16 protein-coding genes and 1 pseudogene are annotated in these 17,482 nt (G+C 59.7%); 15 read left to right on the forward strand and 2 right to left on the reverse strand.

The annotated features are described in order from the left end of the window. The first annotated feature begins 20 nt into the window (after positions 1–20). The 9 genes from ACIP66_RS21170 to trpE all read left to right on the forward strand — a co-directional run bounded on the left by ACIP66_RS21170 (position 21) and on the right by trpE (position 9,998). Entirely contained in the window at positions 21–650 is a 630-nt protein-coding gene (locus tag ACIP66_RS21170) for a response regulator transcription factor (protein WP_008085218.1), read from the forward strand. Between the two features lie 355 nt (positions 651–1,005). After that, a complete protein-coding gene (locus ACIP66_RS21175) occupies positions 1,006–2,130 on the forward strand; it encodes an ABC transporter ATP-binding protein (protein ID WP_400650589.1) in 1,125 nt (374 codons plus the stop codon). Positions 2,131–2,178: 48 nt separating this feature from the next. Beyond that, positions 2,179–3,222 (forward strand): ABC transporter substrate-binding protein, encoded by a 1,044-nt coding sequence (locus ACIP66_RS21180; protein ID WP_400650591.1) that lies wholly within the window; start codon positions 2,179–2,181, stop codon positions 3,220–3,222. 198 nt (positions 3,223–3,420) lie between these two features. Next, positions 3,421–4,668 carry an ABC transporter permease gene (locus ACIP66_RS21185; protein ID WP_400650593.1) on the forward strand — a complete coding sequence of 416 codons (1,248 nt, stop codon included), beginning with the start codon at positions 3,421–3,423 and terminating at the stop codon, positions 4,666–4,668. 12 nt (positions 4,669–4,680) lie between these two features. Next, complete coding sequence (locus ACIP66_RS21190; RefSeq protein ID WP_008084123.1) at positions 4,681–5,505, forward strand: ABC transporter permease; 825 nt, start codon at positions 4,681–4,683, stop codon at positions 5,503–5,505. A gap of 223 nt (positions 5,506–5,728) precedes the next feature. After that, on the forward strand, positions 5,729–6,877 hold the full coding sequence (locus ACIP66_RS21195; RefSeq protein WP_212544982.1) for an iron-containing alcohol dehydrogenase: 1,149 nt from the start codon (positions 5,729–5,731) through the stop codon (positions 6,875–6,877). Between the two features lie 79 nt (positions 6,878–6,956). Then, complete coding sequence (rpe, locus tag ACIP66_RS21200) at positions 6,957–7,631, forward strand: ribulose-phosphate 3-epimerase (protein WP_007918813.1); 675 nt, start codon at positions 6,957–6,959, stop codon at positions 7,629–7,631. Next, positions 7,628–8,446: a phosphoglycolate phosphatase gene (locus ACIP66_RS21205; protein ID WP_400650599.1), complete on the forward strand. Its 819-nt coding sequence runs from the start codon at positions 7,628–7,630 to the stop codon at positions 8,444–8,446. Before rpe ends, ACIP66_RS21205 begins: the two co-directional genes overlap by 4 nt. A gap of 70 nt (positions 8,447–8,516) precedes the next feature. Continuing rightward, positions 8,517–9,998 (forward strand): anthranilate synthase component I, encoded by a 1,482-nt coding sequence (gene trpE / locus ACIP66_RS21210; protein WP_400650602.1) that lies wholly within the window; start codon positions 8,517–8,519, stop codon positions 9,996–9,998. A 219-nt stretch (positions 9,999–10,217) separates the two neighbouring features. On the opposite strand, the gene estP is transcribed toward trpE, so the two are convergent. Next, entirely contained in the window at positions 10,218–12,125 is a 1,908-nt protein-coding gene (estP, locus tag ACIP66_RS21215) for an esterase EstP (RefSeq protein ID WP_400650603.1), read from the reverse strand. A 408-nt stretch (positions 12,126–12,533) separates the two neighbouring features. On the opposite strand from estP, the gene ACIP66_RS21220 reads away from it, so the two are divergent. The 4 genes from ACIP66_RS21220 to ACIP66_RS21235 all read left to right on the forward strand — a co-directional run bounded on the left by ACIP66_RS21220 (position 12,534) and on the right by ACIP66_RS21235 (position 15,855). Next, positions 12,534–13,127: an aminodeoxychorismate/anthranilate synthase component II gene (locus ACIP66_RS21220; RefSeq protein WP_034155101.1), complete on the forward strand. Its 594-nt coding sequence runs from the start codon at positions 12,534–12,536 to the stop codon at positions 13,125–13,127. A gap of 9 nt (positions 13,128–13,136) precedes the next feature. Beyond that, the gene (trpD, locus tag ACIP66_RS21225) at positions 13,137–14,186 is read left to right on the forward strand and encodes an anthranilate phosphoribosyltransferase (RefSeq protein ID WP_150793331.1); all 1,050 of its coding nucleotides are present in this window, start codon (positions 13,137–13,139) and stop codon (positions 14,184–14,186) included. Continuing rightward, the gene (gene trpC / locus ACIP66_RS21230) at positions 14,183–15,019 is read left to right on the forward strand and encodes an indole-3-glycerol phosphate synthase TrpC (protein WP_400650607.1); all 837 of its coding nucleotides are present in this window, start codon (positions 14,183–14,185) and stop codon (positions 15,017–15,019) included. Before trpD ends, trpC begins: the two co-directional genes overlap by 4 nt. A gap of 137 nt (positions 15,020–15,156) precedes the next feature. Next, the gene (locus ACIP66_RS21235) at positions 15,157–15,855 is read left to right on the forward strand and encodes a biotin/lipoate A/B protein ligase family protein (protein ID WP_400650609.1); all 699 of its coding nucleotides are present in this window, start codon (positions 15,157–15,159) and stop codon (positions 15,853–15,855) included. Here ACIP66_RS21235 and crp read toward each other — a convergent pair. Continuing rightward, on the reverse strand, positions 15,852–16,496 hold the full coding sequence (gene crp / locus ACIP66_RS21240; protein WP_053124359.1) for a cAMP-activated global transcriptional regulator CRP: 645 nt from the start codon (positions 16,494–16,496) through the stop codon (positions 15,852–15,854). The genes ACIP66_RS21235 and crp overlap by 4 nt on opposite strands. A gap of 236 nt (positions 16,497–16,732) precedes the next feature. Here crp and ACIP66_RS21245 point away from each other — a divergent pair, with 236 nt between their 5' ends. Then, on the forward strand, positions 16,733–17,155 hold the full coding sequence (locus ACIP66_RS21245) for an OsmC family protein (protein ID WP_003228794.1): 423 nt from the start codon (positions 16,733–16,735) through the stop codon (positions 17,153–17,155). A 237-nt stretch (positions 17,156–17,392) separates the two neighbouring features. Next, positions 17,393–17,482: pseudogene (locus ACIP66_RS21250) on the forward strand (S-adenosylmethionine decarboxylase); the annotation flags it as partial.

The raw sequence follows: 17,482 nt of genomic DNA on the forward strand, positions 1-17,482 counted from the left end.
AACAACCGAGGAGAGTGCAAGTGATCCGTGTACTGGTAGCCGAAGACCACACCATCGTCCGTGAGGGCATCAAGCAATTGATCGGCCTGGCCAAGGATCTGCAAGTGGTGGGCGAGGCGAGCAATGGCGAACAACTGCTGGAAACCCTGCGCCATGTGCCGTGCGAAGTGGTGCTGCTCGATATCTCCATGCCCGGCGTCAATGGCCTGGAGGCGATCCCACGGATTCGTGCACTGAACAATCCGCCGGCGATTCTGGTGCTGTCCATGCACGACGAAGCGCAGATGGCTGCTCGCGCATTGAAGGTCGGCGCGGCCGGTTATGCGACCAAGGACAGCGATCCGGCGCTGTTGCTCACGGCGATCCGCAAGGTCGCGGCGGGTGGGCGTTACATCGATCCGGATCTTGCTGACAGAATGGTTTTCGAAGTCGGCCTGACCGATGCGCGGCCGCTGCATTCGTTGCTATCCGAACGTGAATTTTCAGTGTTCGAGCGCCTGGCCCAAGGCGCCAACGTCAACGACATCGCCCAGCAACTGGCGCTAAGCAGCAAAACCATCAGCACCCACAAGGCGCGGCTGATGCAGAAGCTCAACATCACCTCGCTGGCCGAACTGGTCAAATACGCGATGGAACACAAACTCCTCTGAACCCGCCCCCTGTAGGAGCTGCCGAAGGCTGCGATCTTTTGACTTTATAAACAGCAAGATCAAAAGATCGCAGCCTTCGGCAGCTCCTACAGTAGAACCGAGTGGCATCCCGTTCGCGTTCATGGCTGACGCTGTGTGGGCATATCTGTTAGCGACACGCGTTTTTTGCTTGTTCTTGCAGCTCGCCGCTCACCCCTCGCCACTGCCTTATCCGTTAGCGCCATCGTTGTAGGGCAATCCCTACCCCCAACCTTCCATCCGGCTGAGGCGATTCTCTCCTGCGCCCCGATTTGCGTGCCTGTCAGCAACCACTAGGCTTAATCCACAAGCAGTCATCAACAACAAAGGTGTGGGTATGAGCCAGGTCGATACAAACGCAGGGGCCAGTGATGTGCTGGTCAGCTTTCGTGGAGTGCAGAAGAGCTACGACGGCGAGAACCTGATCGTCAAAGACCTCAACCTGGACATTCGCAAAGGCGAATTCCTCACCCTGCTCGGGCCGTCGGGTTCCGGCAAGACCACCAGCCTGATGATGCTCGCCGGTTTCGAAACGCCGACTGCCGGCGAGATTCTGCTGGCCGGGCGTTCGATCAATAACGTGCCGCCGCACAAACGCGACATCGGCATGGTCTTTCAGAACTACGCGCTGTTCCCGCACATGACCGTCGCTGAAAACCTCGCCTTCCCGCTGAGCGTGCGCGGCCTGAACAAGAGCGACGTCAACGACAAGGTCAAGAAAGTCCTGAGCATGGTGCAGCTTGACGCATTCGCCTCGCGCTACCCGGCGCAGTTGTCCGGTGGTCAGCAACAACGTGTGGCATTGGCCCGCGCGCTGGTGTTCGAACCGCAACTGGTGTTGATGGACGAACCCCTCGGCGCCCTCGACAAACAACTGCGCGAACACATGCAGATGGAAATCAAACACCTGCACCAGCGCCTCGGCGTGACCGTGGTCTACGTGACCCACGATCAGGGTGAAGCGCTGACCATGTCTGACCGCGTCGCGGTCTTTCATCAGGGCGAAATCCAGCAGATTGCTCCGCCGCGCAGCCTCTACGAAGAGCCGAAAAACACCTTCGTCGCCAACTTCATCGGTGAGAACAACCGCCTCAACGGCCGCCTGCTCAGCCAGACCGGCGAGCGCTGCGTGGTCGAGTTGGGCCGTGGCGAAAAGGTCGAGGCGCTGGCGGTCAATGTCGGCAAGACCGGCGAACCGGTAACCCTGTCGATCCGTCCGGAGCGCGTCAGCCTCAACGGTTCGAGCGATCAATGCGTTAACCGCTTCTCAGGGAGGGTGGCGGAATTCATCTATCTGGGCGACCACGTCCGGGTGCGCCTGGAAGTCTGTGGCAAGACCGACTTCTTCGTGAAACAACCGATTGCCGAGCTCGATCCCGCGCTCGCCGTCGGTGACGTGGTACCGCTTGGCTGGCAGGTCGAGCACGTTCGCGCGCTTGATCCGCTTTTAGAGGCGAACTGATCGCCCCGGCAATACCAACACCAACCCTGCACGTGGAGAGAACAATAAATGTTGAGATCCCTGAAGTTCACCGCCCTGACCCTGGGCCTGATGGGTGCGACCAGCGCAATGGCCGCTGGCCCGGATTTGACCGTGGTGTCGTTTGGCGGGGCGAACAAGGCGGCGCAAGTCAAAGCCTTCTATGCACCGTGGGAAGCGGCGGGCAACGGCAAGATCGTCGCTGGCGAGTACAACGGCGAAATGGCCAAGGTCAAAGCCATGGTCGACACCAAGAGCGTGTCGTGGGACTTGGTCGAAGTTGAATCGCCAGAGTTGTCCCGTGGTTGTGACGAAGACATGTTCGAACAACTCGACCCGGCGCTGTTCGGCAAATCCGAAGACTACGTTAAAGGCGCGATTCAGCCGTGCGGCGTAGGTTTCTTTGTGTGGTCGACCGTGCTGGCTTACAACGCCGACAAGCTGAAAACCGCGCCGACCAGCTGGGCGGATTTCTGGGACACCAAGCAATTCCCGGGCAAACGTGGCCTGCGTAAAGGTGCCAAGTACACCCTCGAATTCGCCTTGATGGCCGATGGCGTGGCGCCGAAAGACGTCTACAAAGTGCTGGCGAGCAAGGACGGTCAGGATCGTGCGTTCAAGAAGCTCGATGAGCTGAAACCGAGCATCCAGTGGTGGGAAGCCGGCGCGCAACCGCCGCAGTACCTCGCTTCCGGCGACGTGGTGATGAGCTCGGCCTACAACGGTCGCATCGCTGCCGTGCAGAAAGAATCCAACCTGAAAGTGGTGTGGAACGGCGGCATCTACGACTTCGACGCCTGGGCCATACCGAAAGGTCTCGACGCCAAGCGTGCCGAAGCGGCGAAGAAATTCATCGCCTACTCCGTACAGCCGCAGCAGCAAAAGACCTACTCGGAAAACATCGCATACGGCCCGGCCAACACCCAGGCCGTACCGCTGCTGGCCAAGGACGTCCTGAAAGACATGCCGACCACCCCGGAAAACATCGCCAACCAGGTGCAGATCGACGTCAGCTTCTGGGCTGACAACGGCGAGCAACTGGAGCAGCGCTTCAACTCCTGGGCTGCGAAATAAGCACGTCACACGGGCCGACGGTGTACCAGATGATCGTTCCCACGCTCTGCGTGGGAATGCCGCCCGGGACGCTCCGCGTCCTCGTGTGACGCAGAGCGTCACTGGATGCGTGCCCACGCGGAGCGTGGGAACGATCAGTAGCTAAAGTTCGAGGTGGTTCGCCACCTCTGTAACGATCAAAGATTTGCGGAGTACGTCATGGCCATCGCCGTTCCCCTGAAAGAGGGCAACAGCCCCACCTTGAAGCAGAAGCTCAAGCGCGCCGAGCGGGTCAACCGCTGGAAGGCTCAAGCGCTGATTGCGCCGTTGGTGCTGTTTCTGTTGCTGGTGTTTCTGGTGCCGATCGTGGCGCTGCTCTACAAAAGCGTCGGCAACCCCGAAGTGGTCGGCGGCATGCCGCGCACGGTGGCGGCCATCGCCAGTTGGGACGGCCGCGGCCTGCCCGCTGAACCGGTCTACAAGGCCGCCGGCGAAGACCTCGCCGAAGCACGTAAAAACCAGACGCTGGGCGATCTGTCCAAGCGCTTGAATATGGAATTGGCCGGCTATCGCAGCCTGCTGACCAAAACCGCCCGGGCGCTGCCTTTCGCCAGCGAACCGGCCTCTTATAAAGAAGCGCTGGAAGGTCTCGACGAACGTTGGGGCGACCCGGCCTACTGGCAAGCGGTCAAACGCAACACCAGCAGCATCACTCCCTACTATTTGCTGGCAGCGGTCGATCACCGCATCGACGACCTCGGCGAAATCGCCCCGGCCACCCCGGATCAGGCGATCTACCTCGACATCTTCGCCCGCACGTTCTGGATGGGCCTTGTGATCACAGTGATCTGCCTGCTGCTCGCCTATCCTCTGGCCTACCTGCTGGCGAACCTGCCATCGCGGCAAAGCAACCTGCTGATGATTCTGGTGCTGCTGCCGTTCTGGACGTCGATTCTGGTGCGCGTCGCCGCATGGATCGTGCTGCTGCAATCGGGCGGGCTGATCAACAGCGGGCTGATGGCCATGGGCATCATCGATAAACCGCTGGAACTGGTGTTCAACCGCACCGGCGTGTACATCTCGATGGTGCACATTCTGCTGCCGTTCATGATCCTGCCGATCTACAGCGTGATGAAAGGCATCTCGCCGACCTACATGCGCGCGGCGATTTCCCTCGGCTGCCACCCGTTCGCCAGTTTCTGGCGGGTGTACTTCCCGCAAACCTACGCCGGTGTTGGCGCCGGTTGCCTGTTGGTGTTCATCCTCGCCATCGGCTACTACATCACCCCGGCGTTGCTCGGCAGCCCGAACGATCAAATGGTCAGCTACTTCGTCGCCTTCTACACCAACACCAGCATCAACTGGGGCATGGCCACCGCACTCGGCGGGTTGTTGCTGCTGGCGACCGTGGTGCTTTATCTGATTTATAGCTGGCTGGTCGGCGCCAGTCGCCTGCGCCTGAGCTAAGGGGAATTCGAGATGCTGAGTCCTTACATGTCGCCCATTGAACGGGTGTGGTTCTACAGCCTGCGGATCCTCTGCGGCCTGATTCTGTTGTTCCTGATTCTGCCGGTGCTGGTGATTATTCCGCTGTCGTTCAACTCGGGGAGTTTTCTGGTCTATCCGCTGCAAGGCTTTTCGCTGCAGTGGTACCACGACTTCTTCGCCTCGGCGGAATGGATGCGCGCGCTGAAGAACAGCATCATCGTTGCTCCGGCGGCGACGGTGCTGGCGATGATCTTCGGTACGCTGGCGGCGATTGGCCTGACTCGCGGTGACTTCCCCGGTAAAGCGCTGGTGATGGCGCTGGTGATTTCGCCGATGGTGGTGCCGGTGGTGATTATTGGTGTGGCGAGTTATCTGTTTTTTGCGCCGTTGGGGTTGGGTAACAGCTTTTTCTCGCTGATCGTCGTGCATGCGGTGCTGGGCGTGCCGTTTGTGATCATCACGGTGTCGGCAACCTTGCAGGGGTTCAATCACAACCTGGTGCGTGCCGCCGCGAGTCTCGGTGCATCGCCACTGACCGCGTTTCGTCGGGTGACCTTGCCGCTGATCGCGCCGGGGGTGATTTCGGGTGCGCTGTTTGCGTTTGCGACTTCGTTTGATGAGGTGGTGGTGACGTTGTTTCTTGCGGGGCCTGAGCAGGCGACGTTGCCTCGGCAGATGTTTAGCGGGATTCGCGAGAACCTCAGTCCGACGATTGCCGCTGCTGCGACGTTGCTGATTGCGTTCTCGGTCATCCTGCTGCTGACCCTGGAATGGCTACGCGGCCGCAGCGAAAAACTGCGTACTGCCCAAGTCTGACGCTGATCGTTCCCACGCTCTGCGTGGGAATGCCTCTCGGGACGCTCCGCGTTCCAGCTCGCGAATGGAACGCAGAGCGTCCCCGGCGGTATTCCCACGCAGAGCGTGGGAACAATCAGTGACAGGGGCTAGTCGTTGGTCATTCATGGAGTGAATAGCAGACAACCCCAAATCCCCAGCTAATCTTGTGCCCAGCTCCCACATCTATAAGAGGCTGCGCACGATGAGTCTGTCCCAGTTCAAAATCGCTCACAAACTGATCACCGGTGCCGCCGCCATCGAACAACTGGCCGCCGAACTCACGCGCCTCGACATCGACAACCCGCTGATCGTCACCGACGCCGCGCTGGTCAAATCCGGCACCGTCGAGCTGGCGCTGTGCCAATTGGGCGGGCGCGAGTACGAGATTTTCGACCGCGTGCTGCCAGACCCGGAAATCGCCATCGTCGAAGATTGCATGCGCGTTTACCGCGAGGGCGGGCATGACGGCTTGATCGGCCTCGGTGGCGGCAGTGCCATCGACATCGCCAAAAGCGTCGCCGCGTACGCCGGTTACCACGGTGCGCTGGAAGATCTGTTCGGCGTCGATCAGGTGCCGCGCAAAGGCCCGCCGCTGATCGCCATCCCGACCACCGCCGGCACCGGTTCCGAAGTGACCAACGTCGCCATCCTTTCGGACAAAGTCGCGCAACTGAAGAAAGGCATCGTCAGCGACTATCTGTTACCCGACGTCGCGCTGGTCAGCCCGCAAATGACCCTGACCTGCCCACGCAGCGTCACCGCCGCCAGTGGCGTCGACGCATTGGTGCACGCCATCGAATCCTATCTGTCGGTCAACGCCTCGCCGATCACCGACTCACTGGCGATCGGCGCGATCAAGCTGATCGCCAAAGCCCTGCCCAAGGCCTACGCCAACGGCGCCAATCTGCAAGCCCGCGAAGACATGGCCACCGCCAGCCTGATGGCCGGCATGGCGTTTGGCAATGCCGGGGTCGGCGCGGTGCATGCGCTGGCGTATCCGCTGGGCGGGCGTTTCAACATTGCCCATGGTGTGAGCAATGCCTTGCTGCTGCCGTATGTCATGACCTGGAACAAGATGGCCTGCGTCGAACGCATGCAGGATATTGCCGAAGCCATGGGCGTGAAGACCGCTCATCTGAGTGCAGCCGAGGCGGCGGACAAAGCCGTGCAGGCGATGACTGATCTGTGCGCGGCGGTGGAAATTCCTGCCGGCCTGCGCAGTTTCGGCGTCCCGGAAGATGCGATCCCGGCCATGGCCGCAGAAGCCGCGGGCATCGAGCGCTTGATGCGCAACAACCCGCGCAAACTCAGCGCCGTCGATATCGAGAAGATTTACCGAGCGGCGTACTGATCATCGCGGTCACGGTGCGCGCGCTCAAGCATGAGGCTACAATGCGCGCCATCGTGATTTAGCTCAGAAAAGGTGCGTCATGCAGCCCTTCGTAATTGCTCCGTCGATTCTCTCCGCCGACTTCGCCCGCCTCGGCGAGGAAGTGGACAATGTTCTCGCCGCTGGCGCCGACTTCGTTCACTTCGACGTCATGGACAACCACTACGTACCCAACCTGACCATCGGCCCGATGGTCTGCGCGGCGTTGCGCAAGTACGGCGTCACCGCGCCGATCGACGCGCACCTGATGGTCAGCCCGGTGGATCGCATCGTTGGCGATTTCATCGAAGCCGGCGCGACCTACATCACTTTCCACCCGGAAGCCACGCTGCACGTTGATCGCTCGCTGCAGCTGATCCGTGAAGGCGGCTGCAAATCCGGTCTGGTGTTCAATCCGGCAACCCCGCTGGACGTGCTCAAGTACGTGATCGACAAGGTCGACATGGTCTTGCTGATGAGCGTCAACCCAGGCTTCGGCGGGCAGAAATTCATTCCCGGCACCCTCGACAAACTGCGTGAAGCGCGGGCGATCATCGATGCTTCGGGCCGTGACATCCGTCTGGAAATCGACGGCGGCGTCAACGTCAACAACATCCGCGAAATCGCTGCCGCTGGCGCTGACACTTTTGTCGCCGGCTCGGCAATCTTCAACGCGCCGAACTATCAGGAAGTCATCGACAAGATGCGCTCCGAACTGGCGCTGGCGCGCCCATGAGCGGATTTGAGCAGCTGTTCCCGGGAAAACTGCCACGGCTGGTGATGTTCGATCTGGATGGCACGCTGATCGACTCGGTTCCAGACCTGGCAGCGGCGGTGGACACCATGCTGCTCTCCCTCGGCCGCCAGCCTGCCGGCATCGAAGCGGTGCGCGAGTGGGTTGGCAACGGCGCGCCGGTTCTGGTGCGCCGTGCTTTGGCCGGTGGCATCGATCATTCGGCGGTGGATGACGTCGAGGCCGAGCATGCGCTGGAAGTGTTCATGGAGGCTTACGGCGCCAGCCATGAGCTGACCGTGGTCTATCCCGGCGTGCGCGACACCCTCAAGTGGCTGCACAAGCAAGACGTGGCCATGGCGCTGATCACCAACAAGCCCGAGCGCTTTGTCGCGCCGTTGCTGGATCAGATGAAGATCGGCCGCTACTTCAAGTGGATCATCGGCGGCGATACCTTGCCGCAGAAGAAGCCTGATCCGGCGGCGCTGTTTTTCGTGATGAAAATGGCCAACATCCCGGCCTCGCAATCGTTGTTCGTCGGCGACTCGCGCAGCGACGTGCTGGCGGCGAAAGCGGCGGGGGTCAAATGCGTGGCGCTGAGTTATGGCTACAACCATGGCCGACCGATTGCTGAAGAATCGCCGGCGCTGGTGATCGACGATCTGCGCAAGCTAATTCCCGGTTGCCTCGGTTCGGCCGCTGAGATAACGTTGCCCGACGCTTCTCAATCCCATTCTGGAAACGCCATCGTGGTGGTCACTCGCAAACTCTGGATGAAAGTCATCAAGGCCCTGGCCCGCTGGCGTTGGCGCGCCTGACTTTTTTCTGGCCGGCCTGCCGGCGCGTTTGCATACCTGACTGATAGCACCTCACACCACGAGGCACCTTATGATCCGCGAAGAATTCCTGCGCTTGGCCGCTGACGGCTACAACCGCATTCCGTTGGCCTGCGAAACCCTGGCCGACTTCGACACGCCGCTGTCGATCTACCTGAAACTGGCCGACCAGCCCAACTCCTACCTGCTCGAATCGGTGCAGGGCGGTGAAAAGTGGGGCCGTTACTCGATCATCGGTCTGCCATGCCGCACGGTTATGCGCGTTCACGACCATCACGTCAGCATCACCGTTGATGGCGTCGAGACCGAAAGCCACGACGTTGAAGACCCGCTGGCTTTCGTCGAAACCTTCAAGGCGCGTTACAACGTGCCGACCATTGCCGGTCTGCCGCGTTTCAACGGTGGTCTGGTCGGATACTTCGGTTACGACTGCGTGCGTTATGTCGAGAAGCGCTTGGGCAAGTGCCCGAACCCGGATCCACTGGGCGTGCCGGACATTTTGCTGATGGTGTCCGACGCCGTCGTGGTGTTCGACAACCTTGCCGGCAAGATGCACGCGATCGTCCTCGCCGACCCTGCGCAGGCCGATGCCTTCGAACAAGGTCAGGCACGTTTGCAGGAATTACTCGAGCAACTGCGCCAGCCCATCACCCCGCGCCGTGGCCTGGATTTCAGCAAGCAGCAATCGGCTGATCCGGTGTTCCGTTCGAGTTTCACTCAGGACGATTACGAAAAAGCCGTCGACACCATCAAGGAATACATCCTCGCCGGTGACTGCATGCAGGTCGTGCCGTCGCAGCGTATGTCGATCGACTTCAAGGCTGCACCGATTGATTTGTACCGCGCGCTGCGCTGCTTCAACCCGACGCCGTACATGTACTTCTTCAACTTTGGCGACTTTCACGTCGTCGGCAGTTCGCCGGAAGTGCTGGTGCGCGTTGAAGACAACCTGATCACCGTGCGCCCGATTGCTGGCACGCGCCCACGTGGCGCGACCGAAGAAGCCGATCTGGCGCTGGAAGAAGACCTGCTGTCGGACGATAAAGAGATTGCCGAGCATTTGATGCTCATCGATTTGGGTCGTAACGATACCGGTCGCGTTTCGGAAATCGGTTCGGTGAAACTCACCGAGAAAATGGTTATCGAGCGTTATTCCAACGTGATGCACATCGTTTCCAACGTCACCGGTCAGTTGAAAGAAGGGCTGACGGCGATGGATGCACTGCGGGCGATTCTGCCAGCGGGCACCTTGTCCGGTGCACCGAAGATTCGTGCGATGGAAATCATCGACGAACTGGAACCGGTCAAGCGTGGTGTGTATGGCGGTGCGGTCGGTTACTTCGCCTGGAACGGCAACATGGACACCGCGATTGCGATCCGCACCGCAGTGATCAAAAACGGCGAACTGCATGTGCAGGCCGGTGGCGGCATCGTTGCCGACTCGGTGCCGGCCCTGGAATGGGAAGAAACCCTGAACAAACGCCGCGCGATGTTCCGCGCCGTCGCCCTCGCCGAACAAACCCCGCAAACCTGATCCACGCAAAACCCTTGTAGGAGTGAGCCTGCTCGCGATAGCGGATTAACATTCAACAGATGTGTTGAATGAACCACCGCAATCGCGAGCAGGCTCACTCCTACAGTTGATTGTGTTCAGTCATAAAAAAAGCGGCGCCTGTGAGGGCGCCGCTTTTTTCATGCACTGCAACAACCCCCTGTAGGAGCTGCCGCAGGCTGCGATCTTTCGATCTACCGCTTAAAAATCCAACACCACCCCAACATTCACACCCTGCTGGGTAAAGTCATCATCCTTGCGGAACGAATACCCGCCACGCAACGCCAGATCCGCCGTCAACTTGTGGCTCACGCCCAAACTCAACCGATTCAAATGGCTCTGCGGCGTATAACCCTCAAGTTTGAAGTCATTCGCCGGCAAGGTATTCAGCGCGATATTGACCTTCTGCACGTCATCCTCGTACTCGCGCTCATGCGCATACTCACCAAACACCTGCGTTTGCGGGGTGAAGTTGTACTTGCCCTGAATACCGACACCCAGACGTTTCGAATCGCGGGTCTGATCATCGAAGGTCAGCGCTGTAGCGCGGTTGCTCTTCTCCGAATAACCATCGACATCAACACTGGCGTAATCAGCGCTGACGAACGGCGACAGATGCCATTCGCTGCCCGGCTGGGCAATGTCGTAGCCGATGCGCGTGCTGAACGCCCAGAGGCTGCCGTCGGTATCACCTTTCTCCGCACCTTCGCTGGCGCCCAGATCAAACTTGCGCTTGAGGTTGTCGTAGTCGAGTTTGCCGCCGGTCAACGCCGCGTCAGCCCACCAGCGATTCTGCTGGAACTGGGCAAATGCGGTGGCCATGTAGCTGTTGAGTTTGTAGTCCGAATCGTTATGCCCGGCCTCGAGATTCTGCCGGTAGAAACCACCCGCCACACCGACACGCCACGCGTCATTCAGACGATAGCTGCCCCCGACATTGAGGTTGTAACCGCTGCCGTCGGCACTGGCGCCGCTGCTTTGGCTGTCGACATCCAGATTCTGGCCACCGGCGGAAACGATCGCGCGCCATTGGCCGACCGCTTGCCAGTTTTCCCAGTCCGCCTGCCATTGGCTGCGCAGTTCATCCTGATGCGCACGCACGGTGGCGTGGGCCATTTCCGGCAGCAGCGTCAGTTCCCACGGCGCGGCCAGTAGGGAATAGGCGTAGTCGGAGATCAGTTTTTGCCCGGCTTCGGTCGGGTGCACGCCGTCGTTGTAAATCAGCTTGGTCGGATCCGGCGTCGCACTGTTGATGCCGTAACGGGCGTTTTCCGGGCAATCGCTGCCGCTGAAGCACGTCGCGGTGAGGTTCTGATCAGTGGCCAGACCAAAACGGCCCGGATCGGCGAACACTTCCGACAGCAATACAGGAATGTTCAACGGAATAATTTCCGCGTTGATGCCTTGCAGACGACTGACCAACTGGCTGTTGAATTGCGCGGCGAGTTGGCTGCTGAACGCTTGCAGCGGCGTGCCGTTGATGGCCGGGGTCAGACCGACGTCAGGCAACAGCCAGACCATCACGTATTTGGCACCGGCCGATTGCAACGCTTGCACGCTGTCAGCCAGTCGATCGGCACCGGCGTTGGCTTGCGGCAGGCTGAGGATGCGGCCCTGGAGGAAGTCGTTACCGCCGCCGGAAATGTAATACAGCGCATTCGGGTCAGCACGGAAGCCGTTCGAGGGCAGATAACCGGTGCGAGTGCGTTCACCGGTGGCCGATTGCGAGGTGATCGAATCGAGAATCTGGTCGGTGCGATAACCGCCGACCGCCCAGTTGTTGCCGTCGACCTGACCGTTTTCGACGCGCACTTGCGAGCTGGAAGAGGCCGTCTGATCCGGGGTGAAGCCGAGTCGGCCACCGAGCAATTGCGTGGAGTTCAGATCACGGGATTCGCCGCTGCCGTCCAGATAGATTGGCCCGGTACGGTTGGTGTAGCGCTGGGTAGAACCGGCCGGGCCGCCGGTGTCCCTGAAGGTGCCGGCATCGTTGAGGCTGTCGCCAAACACCACGAAATTCGAGTAAGGATTGGGGGCGGCATTCGCCTGGGCGCAAGCCAGTGCGAGCAAGCATCCAGCCAGCGGTACAAACAACGTCTGTTTGATCATGAGCAAGTCCGTTTATTTATTGTTGTAGGTGAACGAAACGACAGTACCAAAAACTTCCGGCCTTTTGCCATCGGTCGCGAACCCTCTTATAGATTTAACCCCCAAAGCCCCGGCCATATTGCACGCTCCGCCCAGCTAAGTTACTGTGCCGGAACGTATGAACGAGACCTTCCCCGTGTTGATCACCAGCAAACTTCTGGATCAAGTCATCAAGGCACACGCCCGCTGGCGTTGGCGCGCCTGAATCTTTTCTGCCGGCCCCGCCGGATCTGTATCGCTTTGCCTTCCTTGCCTGTTTGAAATGCCGCTGTGCCGACGCGTCCACCTGCGTCCGACATCGTGCAGCGCCCTGCGGGCAAGTCATCTGAAGGCTGTCTCCAAGTCAGAATTCAAGAGGTTCGAATCGCCATGTTGCTGATGATCGACAACTACGACTCCTTTACTTACAACGTTGTGCAATACCTCGGCGAACTGGGTGCCGAGGTCAAAGTCGTGCGCAACGACGAATTGACCGTCGCCGAAATCGAAGCGCTGAAACCCGAGCGCATCGTCGTCTCCCCAGGCCCTTGCACCCCGACCGAAGCCGGCATCTCCATCGAAGCCATCAAGCACTTCGCTGGCAAACTGCCGATCCTAGGTGTCTGCCTTGGCCACCAATCGATCGGCCAGGCGTTTGGTGGCGATGTAGTCCGCGCCCGCCAAGTGATGCACGGTAAGACTAGCCCGGTATTCCACGAGGACAAGGGCGTTTTCCAAGGCCTGAATCATCCGCTGACGGTTACCCGCTACCACTCGCTGATCGTCAAGCACGATACTTTGCCCGATTGCCTGGAACTGACCGCGTGGACGCAACACGACGACGGTTCGGTCGACGAAATCATGGGCCTGCGTCACAAGACCCTGAACATTGAGGGCGTACAGTTCCACCCCGAGTCGATCCTGACCGAGCAGGGTCATGAACTGTTTGCCAACTTCCTCAAACAAACCGGCGGCACGCGCTAAGGACTTCCCATGAATATCAAGACAGCCCTGAGCCGTATCGTCGAGCACCTCGATCTCAGCACCGATGAAATGCGCGATGTGATGCGCGAAATCATGACCGGACAATGCAGCGACGCGCAGATCGGCGCGTTCATGATGGCCATGCGCATGAAGAGCGAGAGCATCGACGAGATCGTCGGCGCCGTGTCGGTGATGCGTGAGCTGGCCGATCAGGTCGAACTGAAAACCCTCGACGGCGTGGTCGATGTGGTCGGCACCGGCGGTGACGGTGCGAACATCTTCAACGTGTCGACGGCTTCTTCCTTTGTTGTCGCGGCAGCCGGTTGCACCGTGGCCAAACACGGTAACCGTGCGGTCTCGGGTAAAAGCGGCAGTGCCGACTTGCTCGAAGCTGCCGGCATTTATCTGAACCTGACGCCGGTGCAGGTTGCGCGTTGCATCGACAACGTCGGCATCGGCTTCATGTTCGCCCAGACCCACCACAAAGCCATGAAGTACGCCGCCGGCCCGCGCCGCGATCTCGGCCTGCGTACGTTGTTCAACATGCTCGGCCCGCTTACGAATCCGGCCGGTGTTAAGCATCAGGTAGTGGGCGTGTTCAACAAGGCACTGTGCCGGCCATTGGCCGAAGTGTTGCAGCGTCTGGGCAGCAAGCACGTGCTGGTGGTGCACTCGAAGGACGGTCTGGACGAGTTCAGCCTCGCCGCGCCGACTTTTGTCGCCGAGCTGAAGAACAACGAAATCACTGAGTATTGGGTCGAGCCGGAAGATCTCGGCATGAAGAGCCAGAGCCTGCACGGTCTGTCGGTCGACGGCCCGGAAGCGTCGCTGGCGCTGATCCGCGATGCCCTCGGCAAGCGCAAAACCGAGAACGGCCAGAAAGCCGCCGAAATGATTGTGCTCAACGCCGGTGCCGCGCTGTACGCCGCCGACGTGGCGAGCAGTTTGAAACAGGGTGTAGAGCTTGCTCACGACGCTTTGCACACCGGCCTCGCTCGGGAAAAACTCGAGGAGCTGGGTGCCTTTACCGCGGTATTCAGAGTGGAGAATGAGGGATGAGTGTACCGACGGTTCTGGAAAACATTCTGGCCCGCAAAGTTCAGGAAGTTGCCGAGCGTAGTGCCCGCGTCAGCCTGAGCGAGCTGGAAAGTCTGGCCAAGGCGGCCGATGCACCCCGTGGTTTCGCCAACGCGCTGCTGGCGCAAGCGAAGAAAAAGCAGCCAGCGGTGATTGCCGAAATCAAAAAGGCTTCACCGAGCAAAGGCGTGATCCGCGAGAATTTTGTTCCGGCCGACATCGCCAAAAGCTACGAGAAGGGCGGGGCGACCTGTCTGTCCGTGCTGACCGACATCGATTACTTCCAGGGCGCCGATGCTTATCTGCAACAGGCGCGTGCCGCGTGCAGTCTGCCGGTGATCCGCAAGGACTTCATGATCGATCCGTACCAGATCGTCGAAGCCCGCGCGTTGGGCGCCGACTGCGTGCTGTTGATCGTCTCCGCCCTGGATGACGTGAAAATGGCCGAGCTGGCCGCTGTCGCCAAAAGCGTCCGTCTCGATGTGTTGGTTGAAGTGCACGACGGCGATGAGCTGGAGCGCGCGTTGAAAACCCTCGACACGCCGTTGGTCGGGGTCAACAACCGTAACCTGCACACCTTCGACGTCAGCCTCGAAGTGACGCTCGACCTGTTGCCGCGTATTCCGCGCGACCGGTTGGTGATCACCGAGAGCGGAATCCTCAACCGTGCCGATGTCGAGCTGATGGAAATCAGCGACGTGTATTCGTTCCTGGTCGGCGAAGCGTTCATGCGCGCGGAAAACCCGGGCACTGAACTGCAGCGCCTGTTCTTCCCGGAGCGTGGCACCTCGATCAGCGGTTCGACCCTGGACTGATATTCTTTCAGACCGAGTCGACGCCATCGCGAGCAGGCTCACTCCTACACTTGGAATGCGTTCCCCTTGTAGGAGTGAGCCTGCTCGCGAAGGGGCCATCGAAACCGCTGAAGATTCTTATGTTGCCGGAGCCTGTTATGTCGCTGCCAACCCCCCTGACCATCGAAGCAGGCCTCAAAGCCGAGCAAGACTTGCTGGCCTCGGTCTGCGCTGGCGACTCCGAATTCGGCCTTCTCTTCTGGCAACCGAGCGATCGCGCGTTGGTCATGCCACGCCGCCTCAATCGCCTGTCCGCATTCGACCACGCCTGCGATGTCTCCGCAGCCGCCGGCTGGCCAGTCCTGCTGCGTGAAACCGGCGGCGAACCCGTCCCGCAATCCGCCGCCACCATCAACATCGCGTTGGTTTACGCACCACCGCGCAGCGAAGGCGATCTGAACCGCATCGAAACCGGTTACCGCCGTCTCTGCGATCCGATCTGCCAGTTGCTCGATGAGTTGGGCGGCACGTCATCGTTAGGCGAAATCGACGGCGCATTCTGCGACGGCCGCTTCAACGTCAATCTCGACGGTCGCAAAATGGTCGGCACCGCCCAGCGCTGGCGCCAGAGTCAGGGCGGACAGCGTCCGGTCGGTCTGGTGCACGGGGCGATGCTGATGGATGACGAGCGCGAATCGATGGTTGCAGCGGTCAATCGCTTCAATGAAGCGTGCGGCCTGGAGCAGCGGGTGAGGGCGCAAAGCCACATCGCTTTGCATGAAAAATTCAACGCGCCACAGGCCTTGGCGCGTCTCGATGAGCTGTTTCGTCTGATGTTGGCGCAGATGTACGTTTAGCGCGTACCGAAGACCACCATGGTTTTGCCTTTCACATCGACCAGGTTGCGTTCCTCAAGATCCTTGAGCACGCGACCGACCATCTCCCGTGAACAGCCGACAATCCGGCCGATTTCCTGACGCGTCACCTTGATCTGCATGCCGTCCGGGTGGGTCATTGCGTCTGGCTGTTTGCACAACTCCAGCAGGCAACGCGCTACGCGACCGGTCACATCAAAGAACGCCAGATCGCCGACTTTGCGTGTGGTGTTGCGCAAGCGCTGTGCGATTTGTCCGCTGAGGACGTAAAGAATGTCCGGATCCTGCTGCGACAATTCGCGGAACTTGGTGTAGCTGATTTCCGCGATCTCGCATTCAACCTTGGCGCGCACCCAGGCGCTGCGTTCTTGCTCCTGCCCGGCCTGTTCGAACAGACCCAGTTCACCGAAGAAATCCCCGGCGTTCAGGTAGGCGATGATCATTTCGCGACCGTCGTCATCTTCGATCAGGATCGTCACCGAACCCTTGATGATGAAATACAACGTATCGGAACGGTCGCCGGCGCAGATGATGTTGCTCTTGGCCGCATGACGACGGCGCTGACAATGCATCAGCAGCTTGTCGAGGTTCTTGATTTTGGGTGTGGGGGTAATAGCAACCATGGTTGTATCCCGAAAAGACTGCACGGTGATGTTTGGTTTTTTTATGAGGCGCTGAAGGCGGTCGCTGCACAGCTGGCATGGGCGCCAGCGAATTGGCGCCAGCTTAACAGACACTTCGTCGCAAATTCGAGAAATTACCTACGTCGTAGACGCATCCGTCCTAGGAACGGCGCGCGCTGGCGGCACAATGCCCGTGCTAAGCTGGCGACCCTTTTTTCTACAGTGGAGTCTTGGCGATGAAGGCACGCATCCAATGGGCTGGCGAAGCCATGTTCCTCGGCGAATCCGGCAGCGGTCATGTCGTGGTGATGGACGGTCCGCCGGACGCCGGTGGTCGTAACCTGGGTGTTCGCCCGATGGAAATGCTCCTGCTCGGTGTGGGCGGTTGCAGCAATTTCGACGTGGTCAGCATTCTGAAGAAGTCGCGTCAGGCCGTGGAAAGCTGCGAAGCCTTCCTCGAAGCCGAGCGCGCGACTGAAGATCCGAAAGTGTTCACCAAGATTCACATGCATTTCGTGGTCAAGGGCCGTGGCTTGAAAGAAGCCCAGGTCAAACGCGCGATCGAACTGTCCGCCGAGAAATATTGCTCGGCCTCGATCATGCTCGGCGCCGCTGGCGTGGCCATCACCCACGATTACGAAATCGTCGAACTCGGTTGAAGCGACATTCAACTATCATAAAAGCAGTGCAGACTCTGGCGATCCCCCGCTGACGTCTGCATAATGCGCCACTTTTTTCAGGGCAGTGATCGGTCAACCGACGGATCATCCGCCTGAACAGATAACCAAAATCGCCATCGCGAAGAGGTGTTAACCGTCCTACGCAGGTGCGTCGTTCGCACTTGACGGGCATGCTTGATCACGCGGCTGCGCCGCATACATAGAGAGTTTTTAACGGTGAAAAGCAAACTCAAGCTCCACGGGTTCAATAACCTGACTAAGTCCTTGAGCGGCAACTTCTATGACATCTGCTACGCGGTAACCCCG

This window comes from Pseudomonas sp. NPDC088429 (assembly GCF_044753305.1).
Lineage (GTDB): Bacteria > Pseudomonadota > Gammaproteobacteria > Pseudomonadales > Pseudomonadaceae > Aquipseudomonas > Aquipseudomonas rustica.

Coding starts and splice junctions, on each gene's coding strand:
- ACIP66_RS21175 (WP_400650589.1), top strand. CDS start 1,006: ATGAGCCAGGTCGATACAAACGCAGGGGCCAGTGATGTGCTGGTCAGC.
- ACIP66_RS21180 (WP_400650591.1), top strand. CDS start 2,179: ATGTTGAGATCCCTGAAGTTCACCGCCCTGACCCTGGGCCTGATGGGT.
- ACIP66_RS21185 (WP_400650593.1), top strand. CDS start 3,421: ATGGCCATCGCCGTTCCCCTGAAAGAGGGCAACAGCCCCACCTTGAAG.
- ACIP66_RS21190 (WP_008084123.1), top strand. CDS start 4,681: ATGCTGAGTCCTTACATGTCGCCCATTGAACGGGTGTGGTTCTACAGC.
- ACIP66_RS21195 (WP_212544982.1), top strand. CDS start 5,729: ATGAGTCTGTCCCAGTTCAAAATCGCTCACAAACTGATCACCGGTGCC.
- rpe (WP_007918813.1), top strand. CDS start 6,957: ATGCAGCCCTTCGTAATTGCTCCGTCGATTCTCTCCGCCGACTTCGCC.
- ACIP66_RS21205 (WP_400650599.1), top strand. CDS start 7,628: ATGAGCGGATTTGAGCAGCTGTTCCCGGGAAAACTGCCACGGCTGGTG.
- trpE (WP_400650602.1), top strand. CDS start 8,517: ATGATCCGCGAAGAATTCCTGCGCTTGGCCGCTGACGGCTACAACCGC.
- estP (WP_400650603.1), bottom strand. CDS start 12,125: ATGATCAAACAGACGTTGTTTGTACCGCTGGCTGGATGCTTGCTCGCA.
- ACIP66_RS21220 (WP_034155101.1), top strand. CDS start 12,534: ATGTTGCTGATGATCGACAACTACGACTCCTTTACTTACAACGTTGTG.
- trpD (WP_150793331.1), top strand. CDS start 13,137: ATGAATATCAAGACAGCCCTGAGCCGTATCGTCGAGCACCTCGATCTC.
- trpC (WP_400650607.1), top strand. CDS start 14,183: ATGAGTGTACCGACGGTTCTGGAAAACATTCTGGCCCGCAAAGTTCAG.
- ACIP66_RS21235 (WP_400650609.1), top strand. CDS start 15,157: ATGTCGCTGCCAACCCCCCTGACCATCGAAGCAGGCCTCAAAGCCGAG.
- crp (WP_053124359.1), bottom strand. CDS start 16,496: ATGGTTGCTATTACCCCCACACCCAAAATCAAGAACCTCGACAAGCTG.
- ACIP66_RS21245 (WP_003228794.1), top strand. CDS start 16,733: ATGAAGGCACGCATCCAATGGGCTGGCGAAGCCATGTTCCTCGGCGAA.